Here is a 17,245-nt window from a genome sequence, read left to right as displayed (position 1 = left end):
AAAAATGTTATACTTTCATATAGTAATTAAAGAGAGTTATTAGGGAGTTTAATATAATTGGAGGGACTATGACTACTGCAATCAAAGGCGGAAAGATTTATAAATCTGGAGAGTTTTTACCTAACGAATTGTTTGTAGTTGATGCTCTTGAGAAGGCTGGTCTGGAATCCGAAACCGGTAGTGATTTTCATTTTGAAAGAGTTATCAATGCTGATAACTCTTTTATTTTGCCGTCATTCTGTGATGTGCATGTTCATTTTCGCGAACCAGGTCAGTCTTACAAAGAGACCATCAGCGCAGGAAGCAAAGCTGCGGCACACGGAGGCTATACTACCGTATGCACTATGCCTAACCTAAAGCCAGCACCATCAACGCTTGATGCACTTAATTTACAGCTTGATTTGATAAAAAAGTATGCTGATATCGAGGTGATTCCATATGGAACCATCACTTTAGCGCAGAATGGCAGAGGGGAGCTTTCAGACATGAAGGCTCTTGCACCATATGTGTGTGCCTTTTCAGATGATGGACGAGGTGTACAAGCAGATGACCTGATGCGTGAAGCAATGTATAAGGCTAAGGAGATAGGCAAACTCATCGTAGCTCACTGCGAGGATGAATCGCTGCTTAGAGAAGGCAAGGTCAGAGAGAGCGAATGGAAACAGATTGAGAGAGATCTAAAGCTCACAGACGAGACTGGCGCTGGATATCATGTATGCCATATTTCATGCAAAGAAAGTGTAGAGGTTATCAGGGATGCCAAGAAGAGTGGCGTTGACGTAACTTGTGAGACTGCTCCTCACTACCTAGTATTTGATACAGATTATATAAGTTCATTTCTTAGCAAATGGCCAGAGTTTGGCGGCAGGGTTAAGATGAATCCTCCTATCAAAGATAGAGCTGATAGGGAAGCTCTTATAGAGGGAATACTCGATGGCACTGTAGATATGATAGCGACTGACCACGCTCCACATAGCGCTGAGGAGAAGAGTAGAGGGTTCGATAAGAGTCCAAATGGGATTACAGGACTCGAGTGTTCTTTTTCTGCTCTCTACACATATCTGGTTAAGACTAATATCATATCGCTTGAACATTTAGTAAGTATGATGGCAGTAGCACCAAGGGAGAGATTTGGACTTGACCAAAACGGCTGGACCGTGGTTAATTTGGATAAAGCGTACAAAGTGGATGCATCAAAGTTCTTTTCGCTAGGAAAGTGCACTCCTTTTGATGGACACATGCTGAACGGACTGGTTGAGCTCACAGTAATGAATGGGAAAATAGTATACGAGAATTTGGAGAAGTAATATGCGAGATTTACGAAGCGAAATACTTGATAATAAAAAGCTCGCTGACGGTATATATAGGATGACTCTCGAGACACCGAAGTCTGAATTTACAAGACCCGGTCAATTTGCGATGATTGAAGTTCCGGATAAGTTTCTAAGGAGACCAATCTCGGTCAGCAGTTACGATAGCAGTAGATATACTCTAATCTACAAAGTTGTAGGTCAGGGGACAGACATCATGAGTAAGATGAAACCTGGAGAATATGTAAAGGGAATCACAGGCCTTGGTAATGGATACGATCTTGACGAGATTCCTGATGGGGCATTCTTAATCGGCGGCGGAATCGGGATTCCCCCAATGCTCGGATTACTTAAAGCGATGGTGATGTCAGGAAAATCTTGCAAGGTGGTGCTCGGTTATAATTCATCCGATGATATGTTCATGCTCGAGGACTTCGAACATTTTTCTGATGAGATAACAGTGATGACTGCTGATGGTTCATATGGGCAGAAGGGATTTGTGACAGACGCTTTTGATAAATGCAAATATGCTTGTGCCTGCGGTCCGCTACCGATGCTTCGCGCCTTAAACCATAAGGTGGAGCGTGGTCAGTTTAGTCTTGAAGCCCGCATGGGATGCGGCTTTGGAGCATGCATGGGATGTTCGATAAGGACCTCTGATGGAAGTCAGAGAGTCTGTAAGGAAGGACCGGTTTTTGATAAGGAGGTGCTGAGATGGGAAAGCCTTTAACTAAGGTCAATCTAGCGGGAATTGAACTCAAGAATCCGGTTATGCCAGCAAGTGGAACATTTGGCTATGGTCAGGAATATAGAGATTTATTTGATCTAAACGTACTTGGGGGTGTAGTGACCAAGAGTGCAACCGCTGAGTTTAGATACGGCAATAACCTTCCTAGAATCGCAGAGTGTACGAGTGGTATGCTCAACTCTATAGGTCTTCAGAATCCGGGGATAGACCGCGTAATCGAGGAAGATTTACCTGCGTTAAAAGAAATATATCAGGGACCTTTAATTGTAAATATCAGTGGATTTAGTATTTCTGAATTTGCCGAGGTGGCGTCAAAGCTCGATGCGTCGGGATATGCGGATATACTTGAGGTAAATATTAGCTGTCCTAATGTAGAGCATGGCGGCTCGGCATTCGGGGCTGATCCAAACATGGCTGAGCAAATAACTAGAGCGGTTAGAGATGTGACGAAACTGCCGATATTTATGAAGCTGACGCCTAATGTAACCGATATTGCGGATATTGCAAAGGCTGCTGACGCCGGGGGTGCAGACGGAATCAGCTTGATAAACAATTTCAAAGCTATGCGAATCGACCTTAAAACGAGAACAACTGTGACTGCGATGAAGTATGCAGGTCTATCTGGACCAGCAATTAGGCCGATTGCTCAGCGTATGGTAAATGAAGTGTTTCATGCAGTAAATCTTCCAATCATTGGGATTGGTGGTATACAGAGTGCTGATGATGTGCTAGAGATGATAATGGCGGGAGCATCAGCGATAGAAATCGGATCTGCAAACCTCATCAATCCATGGACAATGCCTCGCATAATTAGTGAGTTACAGCCTAGGATGGAGGAGCTTGGGATTAAGGATTTGGAAGAAATTAGAGGAGTAATATAAATGAAGCCAGAGATAATAATTGCATTGGATTTCCCTAATAGAGAGAAAGCTCTTTCCTTTCTAGATAAATTTGATGGAGAAAAACTCTATGTGAAGGTCGGGATGGAACTCTTCTATGGTGAGGGACCTTCAATTGTAAAGGATATTAAATCTAGAGGGCATAAGGTTTTCTTGGATCTTAAACTGCACGATATACCTAATACAGTTAAGAGTACGATGAAGGTTCTTGCTTCTGTAGGTGCTGATATGGTTAACGTCCATGCAGCTGGTGGGATTAAGATGATGCAGGCTGCTGTTGAAGGGCTTGAAGAAGGCTCAGAAGTAGGAGCGCGCCCTGAGATTATAGCGGTTACTCAACTTACATCTACAGATCAGGAGACTATGAATAGGGAACTTAGGATTGACGGTAACCTCAAGGATATAGTGCTAGCATATGCGAGGAATGCACAAGCGGCAGGGCTAGACGGAGTAGTTTGCTCAGCTTGGGAGTCGGAAGAGATTCATGACGGAACCTCGCAGAAATTTCTTACTGTAACACCTGGAATCAGACTCCTTGGAGATGCGAAGGGTGACCAGAACAGGGTTACAACACCGAGAAGAGCAAAGGAAATGGGTTCAAACTATCTTGTAATTGGCAGGAGTATAACAAAGGCAAATGACCCTGTTAAAGCATATAAAACTTGTATGGAGGAGATTAATAATGACTAATTCATCGAGCAAATCAAAGCAGATTGCAGAGGGGCTACTCAGCATAAAGGCGGTATTCCTAAGCCCGAATGATCCTTTTACATGGGCAAGTGGCATCAAGAGCCCTATTTACTGTGATAATAGACTTACACTCACTGCACCTAAGGTGAGAGATGTTATCGAGCGTGAGATGGCTAGAGTTATCGACGAAAAATTTCCAGAGTGCGATGTTGTGATGGGCACGAGCACAGCTGGCATTGCACATGCAGCAATTTCCGCACATATACTAGGTAAGCCTATGGGGTACGTAAGAGGAAGCTCCAAATCCCACGGTAGAAATAATAGAATTGAGGGAAAGCTTGAAAAAGGAGACAAGGTAGTAGTTGTAGAAGATCTAATCTCGACGGGTGGATCCTCAATCGAAGTTGTAGAAGCACTTCGTGAGGCTGGAGCAGAGGTTCTTGCTGTTATAAGTATCTTTACTTATGAGACAGCCAAGGCGGATAATAACTTCCAAGATGCAAATATTGAGAAGCTAAGCCTTTGTACCATAAGCGAACTCATAGATACTGCTGTTGAAGAGAACTACGTAACAAGTGAAGAAGGAAAGGAAATAATCGAATGGCTAAGAGAGATTTAATTAACATTACTGATCTCGACCTAGATGAGCTTGACCGACTGTTAGCGCTAGCAAGCGACATAATTGAGTTTCCTGAAAAATACCAGGATAAGTGTGCTCATAAGACCTTAGCGACATTGTTCTATGAACCAAGTACACGAACGAGACTTAGCTTTGAATCTGCCATGTACGGTCTTGGTGGGAATGTAGTCGGTTTCTCTGATGCTAACTCATCATCTGTTTCCAAGGGAGAAACGGTAAGCGATACGACGAGGGTTATGGAATGTTTTGCCGATATAATTGCTATGAGACATCCAAAGGAAGGTGCAGCGCTTGTAGCTGCCAACTCGTGCGATGTGCCGGTTATTAATGCTGGCGATGGTGGTCATCTGCACCCATCTCAGACACTAACCGATCTACTCACAATTCTTCGCAACAAAGGACGTCTAACAGATTTAAAGGTAGGATTTTGTGGAGACCTAAAATTTGGCAGGACAGTGCATTCGCTTATCTTAGCGCTTTTGCGATATAAAGGAATTGAGGTTGTGCTCATATCTCCTGATGAACTAAAGCTTCCTTCATATAATAAAGATGCCATGGATGATGCCGGTGTTAAGTGGGTAGAAACGACGTCTTTGGAAGATGCTCTCCCTTATCTAGATGTACTATATATGACTAGAGTGCAGAAGGAGAGATTCTTTAATGAAGAGGATTACGTTAGACTCAAGGATACTTATATATTAGATGAGAAAAAGCTAGAATCTGCAAAAGATGATTTAATAATCATGCACCCATTACCAAGAGTTAATGAAATTTCCGTAGAGGTAGATAAGGATCCTAGAGCTAAATACTTTGATCAGGTTAAGAACGGAAGATACGCGAGAATGGCACTGATTCTCATGCTTCTGGGTATCGAAGGAGGTCTGAATTAATGAATATTGATGGAGTCACAACCGGAATTGTTCTTGATCATATTGATGCAGGAAAATCTCTGGCCATATATAATCTGCTAAGACTTGATAAGCTAGACTGCAGTATTGCCATTATTCAGAATGCTAAAAGCGGTAAGTATGGCAAAAAGGATATAATCAAGATTGATCAAATTATCGATTTGAATTTTGATTTAATTGGCTTTGTAGATCCTAATATTACAGTCAATATAATCAAAGATAGTAAACTCCATAGTAAAAAACATATGAAGCTGCCAGAAAGACTTACAAATGTAATTCAGTGTAAGAATCCTCGCTGCATTACTTCTACTGAGAGAGGGATTGAACATAGATTCCGACTCGATGATGCTGAAAACCACATATATAGATGCGAATATTGTGACACTGTTCATCGCGGCAGTATCAAGCTTTAATAGGCTTCAAAAGGTATAGAACCATAGAAAATGAGATAGAAGTATTTAAATCCGCAAAGAGATGCGTTATATTTCTTGGCCTGACAGCTTCCGGAAATGTCCCTAATGTTACTATAAGGGTTGAACTGCCATCAGCAATAGTTAATAGATACATAGATGAAAATGGCAACATCGTAAAAGAGGTTGGAAATTTCGGATTCCTCGATGCAAATCAGTATATATGATGCAGGTGATAGGATTTCTTATGTCTTTAAGAATACACTCCCGGATACTTCCGACATTCGTACGCACGTCTACACTAAATATGTAGAGCCAGTTCCAAGATCGTAAAGTCACATATCCCATCTAGACCTGGGATTTCTAAGGTGAAAAAAGCTAGCAGCAGCATAATTGCACCAAAGACAGCTGACAATACGGGTATTGAATTTTACTCGGGACTGCTTGGTCTCTCGATGACTGGTATCATGCTAATTCTAATGAAAAAGAAGTTTAAGCCTAGTAAGTAAAATCGTATAAAAAAAGAAAGCATATAAAATAAAGCACAACCACTTAACAGGTGTTAAGTGGTTGTGCTTTATTAGATTTTATATAATGTAGTGCTATACGAAATATGAGCTGCATTAACCGTTCAATTCCATGCCCAATATTTATATATGTGCTTAAATATATGTCATTTATAAATGGAACTTATGTTAAGAACATAACTACTCATCAAGTCCAGAAATAGTCTCTCGAATAATTTTTTCTACAAGAGGTCTACAGTTTCCACAGCTAGTGCCCGCTCCTGTTTTCTCTTGAATCTCTGTATAAGTATGTGCTCCATTTAAGATGGCTCTTTCTATGTCAGAGCGATATACTCTGACGCATCCACAAATTAGTTTGCCCTTCATGATAATGCTTCAAATTCTATATTTAAGTTAATTAATGCAATGAATTAGTATGATATACGGGATTTTAACATGAAAATCAATTGTGCACAAGAGATTATATTATGTAGAAAAATTTAGCTGTTGATTATAGCATTATAATGCATTCTCCTTAATAAGTTGTAAAGTGAACTAACTACAAAAGTATATAAAAATTGCCTATAATTTCACAGGATGTATAGTGTTTTGCAATTTAACTATAAATTTGTCATTAGCTATAATGAAATATATAAGGGGATAAGGGACGTTTTTAGCTAAAATATGAATTATTTAATTTAAAGATATGAAAATAAATTTTCTAGTTGAAACATGTTTATTATGTCATGGACTTTCATCGATATCGGATGATGAAATCGCAGTAGCTTTCAAAAAAACAAATGCGAACTTTGCCTGGATAGAAAAAGGCACGCTCAAAATAGGTGGTATGGATGAATTTATAAAGTTTCGTTCTAAATTGGTTTTTAATAGAGCTGATGATAAAAATCTAAGTCAATATTTGTGTGGGGAAGAAGATGCGGCACTGACTGCTGCAGCTACGATGAGAATTTGCATTTTGTATGGTATTCCAGCTGCCGTAAGCTGTGGTATTGGTGGTATTGGAGACGCTCCTATTAGACGTAGAAGTTCCGATTTTGATGTTATTGCGGAGAAAAAAACCATGCTTATCGCAACAGCTATCAAGGATATGATGGACTATGATGGTAGCTTTACCTGGCTTTATCAGCACGACATAGAAGTTTTGGGCTATAAATCAAAAGAATGTAATGGTTATATTTTTAATAGTAACCATTATTCTTTAGATGGTGAGTTCAATGAACACTCGTTTGTCTACAATAAATCCAATCTTTTATTAGTCCAGATTCCATCAGAGAAGAGAATCATAGATAATCACATTCTTGAGGAAGCAATAGAGTTTGGTAAGCAAGAAGCTCGAATGGGAAAAAGTTTTCATCCAGCAGTTAATGAATTTATAGATAGATCAACAAATGGAGCATCTTCAAAGCTGCAGTTAGAGTCTATTTTAAAAAACGTAATTATTGCAGAAAGTTTATTTTCAGAAAACTAGTTATTTCAGACCTGTGTTTTAAGTATGTAGAGAATGGGGAATTTTGGTTTTTGATATGAAGTCGAATATTAAATTAAGTAATATATCCAAACATTTTAATCATATTATTGCTCTAGATAATGTTTCGCTGGAAGCATTCAATGGAGAAGTCCTTGCACTCGTTGGCGATAATGGTGCAGGAAAGTCCACCTTGATAAAGATATTATCTGGGGTTCTTAGACCCGATAGTGGAATAATAGAAATTGATGGAAAAAAGTACTCTCACTTAAATGTAAGTGAAGCATTTGAACTTGGAATATCTACTGTTTATCAGGACTTAGCTTTAGGTGATTCGATGGATGTTGCTTCCAATATTTTCTTAGGCAGTGAAATAACAAAACATGGTTTACTTGATAAAAAAGCAATGCACAGGCAGACTAATGAACTTCTCAAACGTCTTAAGATAAATATACCGGATACGAAGGTTAATGTTGGGAACCTCAGTGGAGGACAAAGGCAAGGTGTTGCAGTTGCTAGGCTTGTTAATAGAGGTGGGAATATCCTAATTTTTGACGAGCCAACAGCGGCGATGGGAATCAATGAATCAAATAGGACTCTTGAATTAATTAGACATCTAGCAGATGAAGGTTTTACAGTAATAATGATATCGCATAATCTTATGCAAGTCTTCCAAGTTGCAGATCGAATAGTTGTACTACGTCATGGATGTGCTCTGCTCGAAGAAAAAGTTGAAGATATCTCAATGAAAGAGGTTGTAGAGGTGCTAACCTCGGCTGATATTTATAATAATGTGAATAAGAGAAACGAAATATGAAAAAATTAGACTGTTATAAAATTTTAATGTCATACGATGCTTTACTAATATTGATAACGATATTCCTTATATTGGTGATGTCATGTCTTTCGCCTTATTTCTTGACTATGACAAATTTTAAAAATGTTTTAAATCAATCGTCGCTTTTCATATTCTTAGTGATTGGTATGACATTTATTATCATATCTGGAAATATAGACCTTTCGGTGGGAGCTACAATAGGTTTTACTGGTATGGTTATGTCTAACCTATATTATGTAGGAATACCAGATTGGTTGTGCATATTTGCGGGGCTGATCACAGGTTTATTAATAGGATTAATAAATGGGTGGCTTGTCGCATATGTAAAAATTAATTCGTTTATTGTTACGCTGTGCTCCATGACTGTTTTAAGAGGGGTAATTCTGCTTGTAATGAACTCAAAGACTCTATATGGATTTGGTAAACTATATGGATTTATAGGTGCTGGTGATATTGGACCAATTAATTTCCCAATTTTGCTAGCATTAATTACAGTTGTTATTTCAGGATTTATTCTTGCAGAAACTAAATATGGAAATTATTGCTTGTTTTTAGGTGCAAATGAAGTAGCACTTAGTCGTATGGGTGTGAATTCAAAGAAATATAAGCTTTGGGTTTTTGCATTTTCAGGTCTTTTAGCTGCTGTAGCAGGTGTAGTAGTTATGGGGAGATTAGATTCAGCAGAACCACTTGCCGGCACAGGGTATGAAATGGATGCAATTGCCGCGGTGATTCTTGGTGGAACAGTTTTAGAGGGTGGTAAAGGTAACATAATTGGTCCGTTTATTGCTTGTTTAATTCTAAATATAATTAGTGATGGTTTAACCTTGCTATCAATTTCAAGTCATTATCAGGAAATTATAACTGGAGTGATAATTGTTGTTTCAGTTTTGATATCAAGTAGAGACAAAATTAAACGGAGGGAAGTATAGATGACAACGATTTTATCTTCTGGAAGCATTGCCATGGATGTAGTTCTAAATAGTAGTGATTTGCCAATAAATGATGGGTTCGCTCTTATTAATAAAGAGGAGATATTTCCAGGTGGGAGTTCGGCAAATGTTTGTGTTTCAGCTGCTGGGTTTGGTATGGATACATACCAAGTTGGAAAGGTTGGAACAGATGAAATAGGAGATTTATTTAAAAGTAGTCTTGTAGAAGATGGAGTAAACAAAAAGTATATTTATACAAAAGAAGGTGGAATAACAACTCATACATATATTGTTACGACGCCAGATGGGAGGCATACAATATTTGCAAATATGGGAGATTGTCTTCCTAGTTTTGAACCAAGCGAGCTTCCTGATAATATTCTTGACGGAATAGATATTTATTTTACAGATATGTTCTCGCCCAAAGTTTCACTATTTTTGGCAAGAGAGGCACATAAGAGAAATTGTAAGATTATTATGAATATGCAAGCTGTACCATCCTTTATGCCATTATGTGGTGCAAGTGAAGAAATGATTCATGAAGTTCTGTCATTATCATCGATGATAATTGGTGGTAAGGATGCAATTCTTGAGATTGCCAGAAGTTGTGAATTTGATCCGATCGATGCAGTTAAGACTGTATATGAAACATATAAACCTGATGATGGTGTGGTATGTACACTTGGTTCAGAAGGGGCGATTTGGTTTGGTGGTCAAAGCTTTATTAAGGTTGATTCGTACGATGTCAATGTTGTAGATACAACGGGGGCAGGAGATTGTTTTATAGGTGGGTTATTATATTCATTATATGACAAAGGTAATTCTATCTCCGATTCACTAAAATTTGCAAGTGCATCTGCTGCAATAAAATGCATGAAATATGGACCGCGCAGTATAGCATCGTATGATGAAGTTATGGCTATTGAGGGTTCTTTAAATCGAACCCTTTAAGCATAAAATACTTATTGACACTTTAGGAGGTTATGAAATGCGAAAAAAATTTATCTCATTATCACTGATAGTAGTAATTGCTTTCGGTATGACACTTTTATCAGGTTGTAACGAAAAGAAAAGCGATGAATCTAGCAGCAAAAAGGACACAGAGTTTACGAAGGCGCAAGCAGAACTTGATAAGAGTATGGCACCACTGCCCAAGAAGAAAAATGGTGAAAAACTAGGTGTAATTCTTAGCTCACTATCAAACGAGTTTTGGCAGACAAATAAGAAGGGCGCAGAAGCTACTGCTAAGGAGTATGGCGTAAAAATCGACATTCAGGCGACAGATAATGACACAGATTTTGCAGGTCAGCTGAATATAATGAATACGATGATTTCGAAAGACTATGACGCTATTGCAGTATCTCCGCTATCTGAAAATAATCTTATTAATGGTGTAGTTGCTGCGAATAAGAGCGGTGTAAAAGTTATTTTAAGTGGAACAACTTTGAACAAGGATGCCCTAAAGCTTGCAGGAGCACATATCGATTGTCAGCTAAAGATGGACTTCCATGAACAAGGTGTTCAGGCGGGTAAGTTTGTAGCTAAGAAAAAGAAAAATAAGGGAAAAGTAGCAATAATTGCTGGTACAGAAGGAGCAACGCAGTCAGACGGCAGAAGAGATGGTGCAAAAGAGGTATTCGAATCAAAGGGAATGGAAGTAGTTGCAGTACAGCAATGCGACTTTGATCAGCAGAAAGCATATGACGCTACAAAATCAATCATGCAAGCGCATCCTGATATTGTTGGAATTACGTGTGGAAATGATGATATGGCAATGGGTGTTATTAAAGCACTAAAAGAACTTAAGCTGAAAAAGAAAGTTGTTGTAGTCGGAAATGACTTTACATCTCAAGCTAAAGCTTCTATAAAAAAAGGTGAATTAGATGCATCTGTGGCAATGTCTCCTTATCTTGGAGGAAGAAGAACAGTCCTTGCAATGCTGAAAGCATCACAAGGACAAGATGTATCAACACTTGATAGTAGCATTCCAATAATATTAGTTTCAAAAGATAATATTTCAAAGATGGAAGATTGGAAATAAAACAAAATCACCTAGGGAAATACTGTAGTAGTATTTCCCTTTTAAGTAAAAGGGGATAAGTGTATGTACAATAAAATATTAGGATGTCTTGTTGGAGCCGCTGCCGGTGATGCAATGGGTGCAGCAACTGAAGCAAGGTCATCAAATCAAATAATTGATACATTTGGAGGTAAAGTAACAGAATTTATTAAGCCCCCTAACGATACTTTTGGTGCAGGAAATCAAGCTGGTGGGTTTACAGACGATTTTAGTTCTGCGTATTTTGTTGCAAAAGAAATTGTTGATAATGTAGGAGTAGTAAATGAAGAGATAGTTCAAAATGCGCTTGTCGAATGGTCGAAACACGCTGTTTTTTTTGATCGTTTTGCAGGACCGACAACAAGACTTGCAATTAAAAGATTTGCAGGCGAAGAAGTACAGCTTTCAGAAGGGATAAAAAATAAAGCAAGACAAGCTACAAATGGCGCCGCAATGCGAATATCACCAATAGGGTTAATCAACGCTGGTGATACGGAGAATGCAATTAAGGATGCTGTTATAGTAGCATCTGTAACGCATAATAATAATTTAGCTATTTCAGGTGCGTGTGCGGTGGCAGCTGCAGTTAGCGAGGCGGTTAGAGATGGTTCGAATTTATATGATGTTATAGACGCAGGGATTTATGGAGCTAATGAAGGTGAAAAGATAGGCAAAGCAAATGGTAATAACGTTGCAGGACCATCTGTTGTTAAGCGTATAAAGATGGCGGTGGATATTGGATTTGGAACTGGTAGTATAGATGAGCGTATTTGTAACATAGCTGATATCATTGGAACAGGTCTACACGTATCAGAGACTGTTCCTACAGCTTTTGGAATAATCGCTGCTTGTTCAGGCGATTCGATGAGATCGATTAGTGAAGCGGCGAGCATAGGGTACGATACCGATACTATAGCTACTATTGTAGGTGGAATAGTTGGAGCACTTAATGGTTATTCTAGCTTTCCAGATTACTTTATATCAACGATGGAAAATGTTAACAAACTCGATATTTTAGGTTTGGCCAATGCTATATATGATCTTCAGTTGGGAAAGGAGCACCAGTAAATGCAAGATAAAGCTTTTAGTAATAAAGAATATAAAATATATTCTACTCTTTGCGGTGCTTCAATAGGGGATGCTCTTGCTTCCTCGACAGATGGAAAAAGCCGCTTTGAAATATTAAAAATATACGGAGGTTTAATTCGTGATTTTATAAAACCAGATAAGGATACTGCAGCTCAAGGGAGAGCTTTAGGGCAGGTTACAGATGCCTTTAGCATACCGTATTATTTACTAAAGGAAATTGCAGAGAGCAAAGGGGTTATCAATAGTGATGTAGCTATTAACGCTTTAAAAAAATGGGGCAAAAGTGAATATTTTGAACAGTTTGCAGGAATGACTACAAGAAAAGTGCTAAATCTATTAAATATGCAAGATAATAGTGACTTTTGGTCTACGTCAGGTCATTTAGGGAATAAATTATTCAAAGGGCATTTCTATGCATTATCATCTAATGGGGCTGCGTGCAAGGCAATTGCAACCGGGATGATAAATAACGAGCAGATTAATGATGTAATATTAAACACAAAAACAATTACGATGACTTCGCATGATGACAGGCTTAGTATTTCTGGGGCTTGTGCAGTAGCAACAGCAATAGCAGAAGCATTCCAAGAGCAATCAACAGTGTTCAGTGTAGTGCAGAAATCCTTATATGGTGCACAAAAGGGATATCAGTTAGCTTTAGACGATGATATGGTAAATGATTATCCAGGTCCATCTATTTATAAAAGAATAAAAATTGCACAGCAGATTGCCTTGAAGAATTACAACTCAGATGTAGCAGTAGACGAATTGCGTGATATTATTGGTTGTGGTCCAGAGATTGCAGAAACAGTACCTACTGCAATTGGTTTAGTGATTGCACGAAAAAATAACCCGATTCAGGCTATCTTTGATGCTGTAAATATCGGTGATGAGACATGCGCTATATCAACAATTGTAGGTGCTATTATTGGTGCTTTGCATGGAGCTACTATATTTTCTGAAGAATGGATTGATATTGTTGAAAAACAAAATGATTTTAGATTAGAAAGACTTTCAAAAAGTTTATCAAATATTTAAATACACTTAAGAAAATGGAATAAGATTTTACGTAACTTAATACTATCTACCTGACAGCCAATCATATTTTTTCATAATGTGATTAGCTGTCATTGTGATATAATAAAAGTTAACATTAGATAAAATGCAGGGGGAACTAATAAAATGAAGATTATTCTTATGGAGCCACTAGGCATTTCCGAGGACACATTGAAGAGACTATCGAGCACACTGACAGAACAAGGTCATACATTTAAGTCATACGATACTGTGACTACCGATACAAGTGAACTAATAAAACGTGCTGAAGATGCAGAGGTTCTCATCATAGCAAATCATCCACTTCCTGGAGAGGTCGTTAGAACAGACGAGAATCTTAAATTCATCTCAGTTGCATTCGTGGGAATAGATCATGTGGACGTGGAAGCATGCAGAGAAAAGGGCGTGCTTATATCCAATACGGGCGGATACTGTGACGATGCGGTAGCGGAGCTAGCAGTAGGATTGACTTTGGACTGTTTGAGAAATATCACTGTATGCAACGAAGCAGTTCAAAATGGATTGGGTAAGGGTAGCCTCGCAGGCAGAGAGCTCGCAGACAAGGTTGTCGGAATAGTAGGTACAGGCGCAATCGGCATTAGAACGGCTTCTATCTTCAAGGCGTTTGGCTGTAAACTTATTGGTTTTAATAGGAGTGAGAAAACCGCAGCCAAGGCTCTTGGACTCGAGTATATGCCACTCATCGATGTCATGGCTAATGCAGATATTATTTCCATCCACACTCCTTTGACACCAGAAACTAAAGGTTTAATCGGGGAAAAAGAAATTGCCGCTATGAAGCAAGGAGCAATACTCGTGAATACAGCAAGAGGTCCTGTAATTAAGACAGAAGCGTTAGCGAATGCGCTTAGAGAGGGCAGGATTAAAGCTGGAATAGATGTATTCGAGAAGGATCCTCCGCTTCCTAAAGATCACCTGCTTATTGGTGCTCCTAACCTAGTTTGTACACCTCACATAGGCTTTGATACGAGGGAATCCATCGATAGACGTGCAGAGATGGTATTTGAGAATATTACATCTTGGATGGATGGAAAACAGATTAGAAAAATGCTGTAATCCAACGAAATAGACTTTTTAGTCGGAGCTCCATACTCCGCAGGAGGCACGTATGTTTATATCAAAAAGACATTTAATTAAGATATTTTTTGTATTAATGCTAGCTATAGTGATTGGTATTTCTATGTCAGCTTGCTCGTCTTCTTTTAGCGAATCAAAACTCAAAGAGCTTTATGCGAACCCTGAGGAATTTAAAGGTAAGACGATAAAGGAGTTGACAATACAGATTGTTGCTGTAGATAAGGTTCACGGTGAGATTCACCTGCAAGGATACGAAAATTTCGCCAAGCAAGAGCATCCAACAGTTGTCGTTGTATCTGATAATGATGTTAAGTACGAAGATGGCGAATATATAAAGGTTAAAGGTAAGGTTCTTGGAAAAACGAACGTTGTTGACGAGGAATCAACAGAGATGACTGCTGTTAAACTCAAAGCTAAAAAGATTGAGAAGATAAAATCAACCGATGCGATTCCTGCAGAAGAAACTCTCGATGTTGGATATACAGTTAAGATTAAGGGTATTGCAGCTACCGTACAAAAGGTCGATTTAACAAGTGATGAGACGAGAGTTTACATTAAGGTTAAGAACGGCACTAAGAAAAATATCGAATTATATCCAGAGCAAAGCATAGTTAGTCAAGACGACAATGATTATGAGGCTGATTTAGATAATTACCTGTATGATGATATTCAAGTGGCTAAGCACATAAAATCTGGAGGAAGTATTTCGGGAGTAATTGTATTCAAGAGGATAGATTCAAATCTTCCATTTACATTTACATTAGAAGGCGCAGATAACGAAGGAAATGAACTTGAGCTACCTTTCTCTTTCGAGATGAAGTAATTATATGAAACTGTAAAAGCAGCACATTCAATTATTGAATGTGCTGCTTTTTTTAAAATTTATGATTTGTATTTTTTGTTAGGATATGTAATTTACCATTTTTCATTATGAATCTTATCTGAAGGAAAACTTGGAAGCTCCTGAGTTTCAGGCTGTTCATCAACATGACCGAGCACTAACAATGCCTCCACTTGCATATTCTTAGGTGGGTTTATTCTTGCGTTTAGAAACTCCTCGGCGGTAACACCTTCCTCGTTCGAAGGGCGAAGACGAATCTGAAGCCAAACTGCACCTAAGCCAAGACTGGACGCCTCGAGTAGCATGTGAGTCATAGCAATTGAGCTATCCTCCGTATATGTATCAGTCTTATCTGAATCAGAGTAAACTGCAATGGCAACATTAGCTGTCTCGAGCATCTTTGCACCACCCTTGCGACAGTTTATAAGTTCTCTAAGAGTATTCTTGTCTCTGATAACTACAAATTCCCAAGGTCTAAGTCCCTTGCCGTTTGGGGCGAGCAGGGCAGCTGAAACAATATCATTTAATTCTTTTTCTGTAACAGGTTCAGCGTTATACTTACGGACACTGCGTCTCTTTTGCATTGTTGTTAGTAAACTCATTTCAAATACTTCCTTTCTTCTTAGATAATTATATTGTACCATGAAAATTAAAAAGTGGTTGAAAAATAATTAAATTTTTTAAAAATACTTTCGTTTCAACCACTAGTCATTAATTAAATTTTAGAAAGATTTGCCATGCTCCAATATATTCCAGTTAATGTATCTATGCCAGATGTATGTCCAATATCTAGAAAACTATTTAGTAAATTCTCCTTTGTTTCTTGCCCGATTTCCGATGAATTAACATTAGATGAACATACAGAACCATACAAATCTATGATTGCTTTACTAAATTGACCTCTTAATGCACAGTCAATGAATGTGCTGCTTATTTCGTTGGTATTATTTCGTCTGCTACATATTGAGTTACATAGATGGGAAATCATTTTATGGTTAAAGCATTGTGGGAGGGCTTTGAATGTCGAAAGTATTCCTGTTATAAAGTCATCTCCACTAGGTGTAAGTCCAGTACCAACGCCTATCAGACTCGATAGTGAATTACACATTTTAACAAGATGATCGGATATAATAGACTCGTCAGATGGATTTATAGACATCATGAGATCACACTCTGACTCTGCATCAATGAATTTTTTCTTGGCATATGAAAGAGCAATGTCATCTGGAGTATTTTGTGACTTTACAAGGGTTGAAAAACCGTCTTTACCTGAGTTTATTATAAGCTGCCATACTACATCCTTTAATGACGATGAGGAGCTATGTTCATATAGTGTATCATTATAAACTTCATATACGTGATTAAATGAAAAATTGGTTTTTCCAACTAACAAATTTGAACCATCTATCGATACTGGACTATTAGTTTTAATTTTTAGATTATCTAGGCCCGTCTCGTCTAATGGCAAAATGATGCTTATAGGAGAAACTGGAGAATCAGCAATTTGCAGTGCTACAAGCTGACCATCTAGCATCAGGTTTATAGTACGTTCATATATTGAATGAACGTACAAGTCTAAGTTTGGTCTATATTTAGCTGATTTCAGTCTACTGAAAGTTTTTATTATGTACATAGATGTTTGCAATATATTCATCTTAACTATCCTCGATTTGGAATTTTTAATACTATTATATCAAAAAATAAAACTAGTTTTAGTCAGATGGTACAACCACGA

20 protein-coding genes are annotated in these 17,245 nt (G+C 38.2%); 17 read left to right on the top strand and 3 right to left on the bottom strand.

The genetic code is table 11. The features are described 5' to 3' along the window. Positions 1-68 precede the first annotated feature (68 nt). The 8 genes from QU661_RS05390 (at position 69) to QU661_RS05355 (ending at position 6,114) form a co-directional block, all read left to right on the top strand. The gene (locus tag QU661_RS05390; protein ID WP_304989239.1) at positions 69-1,307 is read left to right on the top strand and encodes a dihydroorotase; all 1,239 of its coding nucleotides are present in this window, start codon (positions 69-71) and stop codon (positions 1,305-1,307) included. A 1-nt stretch (position 1,308) separates the two neighbouring features. Beyond that, positions 1,309-2,040 (top strand): dihydroorotate dehydrogenase electron transfer subunit, encoded by a 732-nt coding sequence (locus QU661_RS05385; protein WP_304989238.1) that lies wholly within the window; start codon positions 1,309-1,311, stop codon positions 2,038-2,040. Further along, positions 2,025-2,939 (top strand): dihydroorotate dehydrogenase, encoded by a 915-nt coding sequence (locus QU661_RS05380; protein WP_304989237.1) that lies wholly within the window; start codon positions 2,025-2,027, stop codon positions 2,937-2,939. The genes QU661_RS05385 and QU661_RS05380 overlap by 16 nt, the downstream gene beginning before the upstream one ends. Continuing rightward, a complete protein-coding gene (gene pyrF, locus QU661_RS05375) occupies positions 2,940-3,647 on the top strand; it encodes an orotidine-5'-phosphate decarboxylase (protein ID WP_304989236.1) in 708 nt (235 codons plus the stop codon). It begins immediately after the preceding gene. Beyond that, on the top strand, positions 3,640-4,266 hold the full coding sequence (gene pyrE, locus QU661_RS05370; protein ID WP_304989235.1) for an orotate phosphoribosyltransferase: 627 nt from the start codon (positions 3,640-3,642) through the stop codon (positions 4,264-4,266). Before pyrF ends, pyrE begins: the two co-directional genes overlap by 8 nt. Next, the gene (pyrB, locus tag QU661_RS05365) at positions 4,248-5,177 is read left to right on the top strand and encodes an aspartate carbamoyltransferase (RefSeq protein ID WP_304989234.1); all 930 of its coding nucleotides are present in this window, start codon (positions 4,248-4,250) and stop codon (positions 5,175-5,177) included. Before pyrE ends, pyrB begins: the two co-directional genes overlap by 19 nt. Beyond that, complete coding sequence (locus QU661_RS05360) at positions 5,177-5,608, top strand: aspartate carbamoyltransferase regulatory subunit (RefSeq protein WP_304989233.1); 432 nt, start codon at positions 5,177-5,179, stop codon at positions 5,606-5,608. The genes pyrB and QU661_RS05360 overlap by 1 nt, the downstream gene beginning before the upstream one ends. A 365-nt stretch (positions 5,609-5,973) precedes the next feature. Next, positions 5,974-6,114 carry a hypothetical protein gene (locus QU661_RS05355; protein ID WP_304989232.1) on the top strand — a complete coding sequence of 47 codons (141 nt, stop codon included), beginning with the start codon at positions 5,974-5,976 and terminating at the stop codon, positions 6,112-6,114. Positions 6,115-6,312: 198 nt separating this feature from the next. Here the strand turns inward: QU661_RS05355 and QU661_RS05350 are convergent, their stop codons facing one another. Next, positions 6,313-6,498 carry a (2Fe-2S)-binding protein gene (locus tag QU661_RS05350; RefSeq protein WP_304989231.1) on the bottom strand — a complete coding sequence of 62 codons (186 nt, stop codon included), beginning with the start codon at positions 6,496-6,498 and terminating at the stop codon, positions 6,313-6,315. 319 nt (positions 6,499-6,817) lie between these two features. Between QU661_RS05350 and QU661_RS05345 the strand changes: the two genes are divergently transcribed. The 9 genes from QU661_RS05345 to QU661_RS05305 all read left to right on the top strand — a co-directional run bounded on the left by QU661_RS05345 (position 6,818) and on the right by QU661_RS05305 (position 15,492). Continuing rightward, on the top strand, positions 6,818-7,600 hold the full coding sequence (locus QU661_RS05345; RefSeq protein ID WP_304989230.1) for a pseudouridine-5'-phosphate glycosidase: 783 nt from the start codon (positions 6,818-6,820) through the stop codon (positions 7,598-7,600). A 55-nt stretch (positions 7,601-7,655) separates the two neighbouring features. Then, positions 7,656-8,414 carry an ATP-binding cassette domain-containing protein gene (locus tag QU661_RS05340; RefSeq protein ID WP_304989229.1) on the top strand — a complete coding sequence of 253 codons (759 nt, stop codon included), beginning with the start codon at positions 7,656-7,658 and terminating at the stop codon, positions 8,412-8,414. After that, positions 8,411-9,367: an ABC transporter permease gene (locus QU661_RS05335; protein WP_304989228.1), complete on the top strand. Its 957-nt coding sequence runs from the start codon at positions 8,411-8,413 to the stop codon at positions 9,365-9,367. Before QU661_RS05340 ends, QU661_RS05335 begins: the two co-directional genes overlap by 4 nt. Further along, the gene (locus QU661_RS05330; protein WP_304989227.1) at positions 9,368-10,318 is read left to right on the top strand and encodes a carbohydrate kinase family protein; all 951 of its coding nucleotides are present in this window, start codon (positions 9,368-9,370) and stop codon (positions 10,316-10,318) included. Between the two features lie 37 nt (positions 10,319-10,355). Further along, positions 10,356-11,408, top strand: a complete 1,053-nt coding sequence (locus QU661_RS05325; RefSeq protein ID WP_304989226.1) for a substrate-binding domain-containing protein — start codon at positions 10,356-10,358, stop codon at positions 11,406-11,408. A 63-nt stretch (positions 11,409-11,471) separates the two neighbouring features. Then, a complete protein-coding gene (locus QU661_RS05320; protein WP_304989225.1) occupies positions 11,472-12,494 on the top strand; it encodes an ADP-ribosylglycohydrolase family protein in 1,023 nt (340 codons plus the stop codon). Then, positions 12,495-13,553, top strand: a complete 1,059-nt coding sequence (locus tag QU661_RS05315) for an ADP-ribosylglycohydrolase family protein (RefSeq protein ID WP_304989224.1) — start codon at positions 12,495-12,497, stop codon at positions 13,551-13,553. Between the two features lie 144 nt (positions 13,554-13,697). Continuing rightward, positions 13,698-14,648 (top strand): 2-hydroxyacid dehydrogenase, encoded by a 951-nt coding sequence (locus QU661_RS05310; protein ID WP_304989223.1) that lies wholly within the window; start codon positions 13,698-13,700, stop codon positions 14,646-14,648. A 52-nt stretch (positions 14,649-14,700) separates the two neighbouring features. Then, the gene (locus QU661_RS05305) at positions 14,701-15,492 is read left to right on the top strand and encodes a hypothetical protein (protein WP_304989222.1); all 792 of its coding nucleotides are present in this window, start codon (positions 14,701-14,703) and stop codon (positions 15,490-15,492) included. 92 nt (positions 15,493-15,584) lie between these two features. Here the strand turns inward: QU661_RS05305 and QU661_RS05300 are convergent, their stop codons facing one another. Further along, positions 15,585-16,112 carry a nitroreductase family protein gene (locus QU661_RS05300; RefSeq protein ID WP_304989221.1) on the bottom strand — a complete coding sequence of 176 codons (528 nt, stop codon included), beginning with the start codon at positions 16,110-16,112 and terminating at the stop codon, positions 15,585-15,587. A 113-nt stretch (positions 16,113-16,225) separates the two neighbouring features. Further along, a complete protein-coding gene (locus tag QU661_RS05295) occupies positions 16,226-17,164 on the bottom strand; it encodes an oxamate carbamoyltransferase subunit AllH family protein (protein WP_304989220.1) in 939 nt (312 codons plus the stop codon). Between the last annotated feature and the right edge of the window lie 81 nt (positions 17,165-17,245).

It is taken from the genome of Mogibacterium neglectum (assembly GCF_030644205.1).
Taxonomy (GTDB): Bacteria; Bacillota; Clostridia; order Peptostreptococcales; family Anaerovoracaceae; genus Mogibacterium; species Mogibacterium neglectum.
Note: the sequence above shows the minus strand (reverse complement) of the source record. Positions and strands in the feature narration are given on the sequence as shown.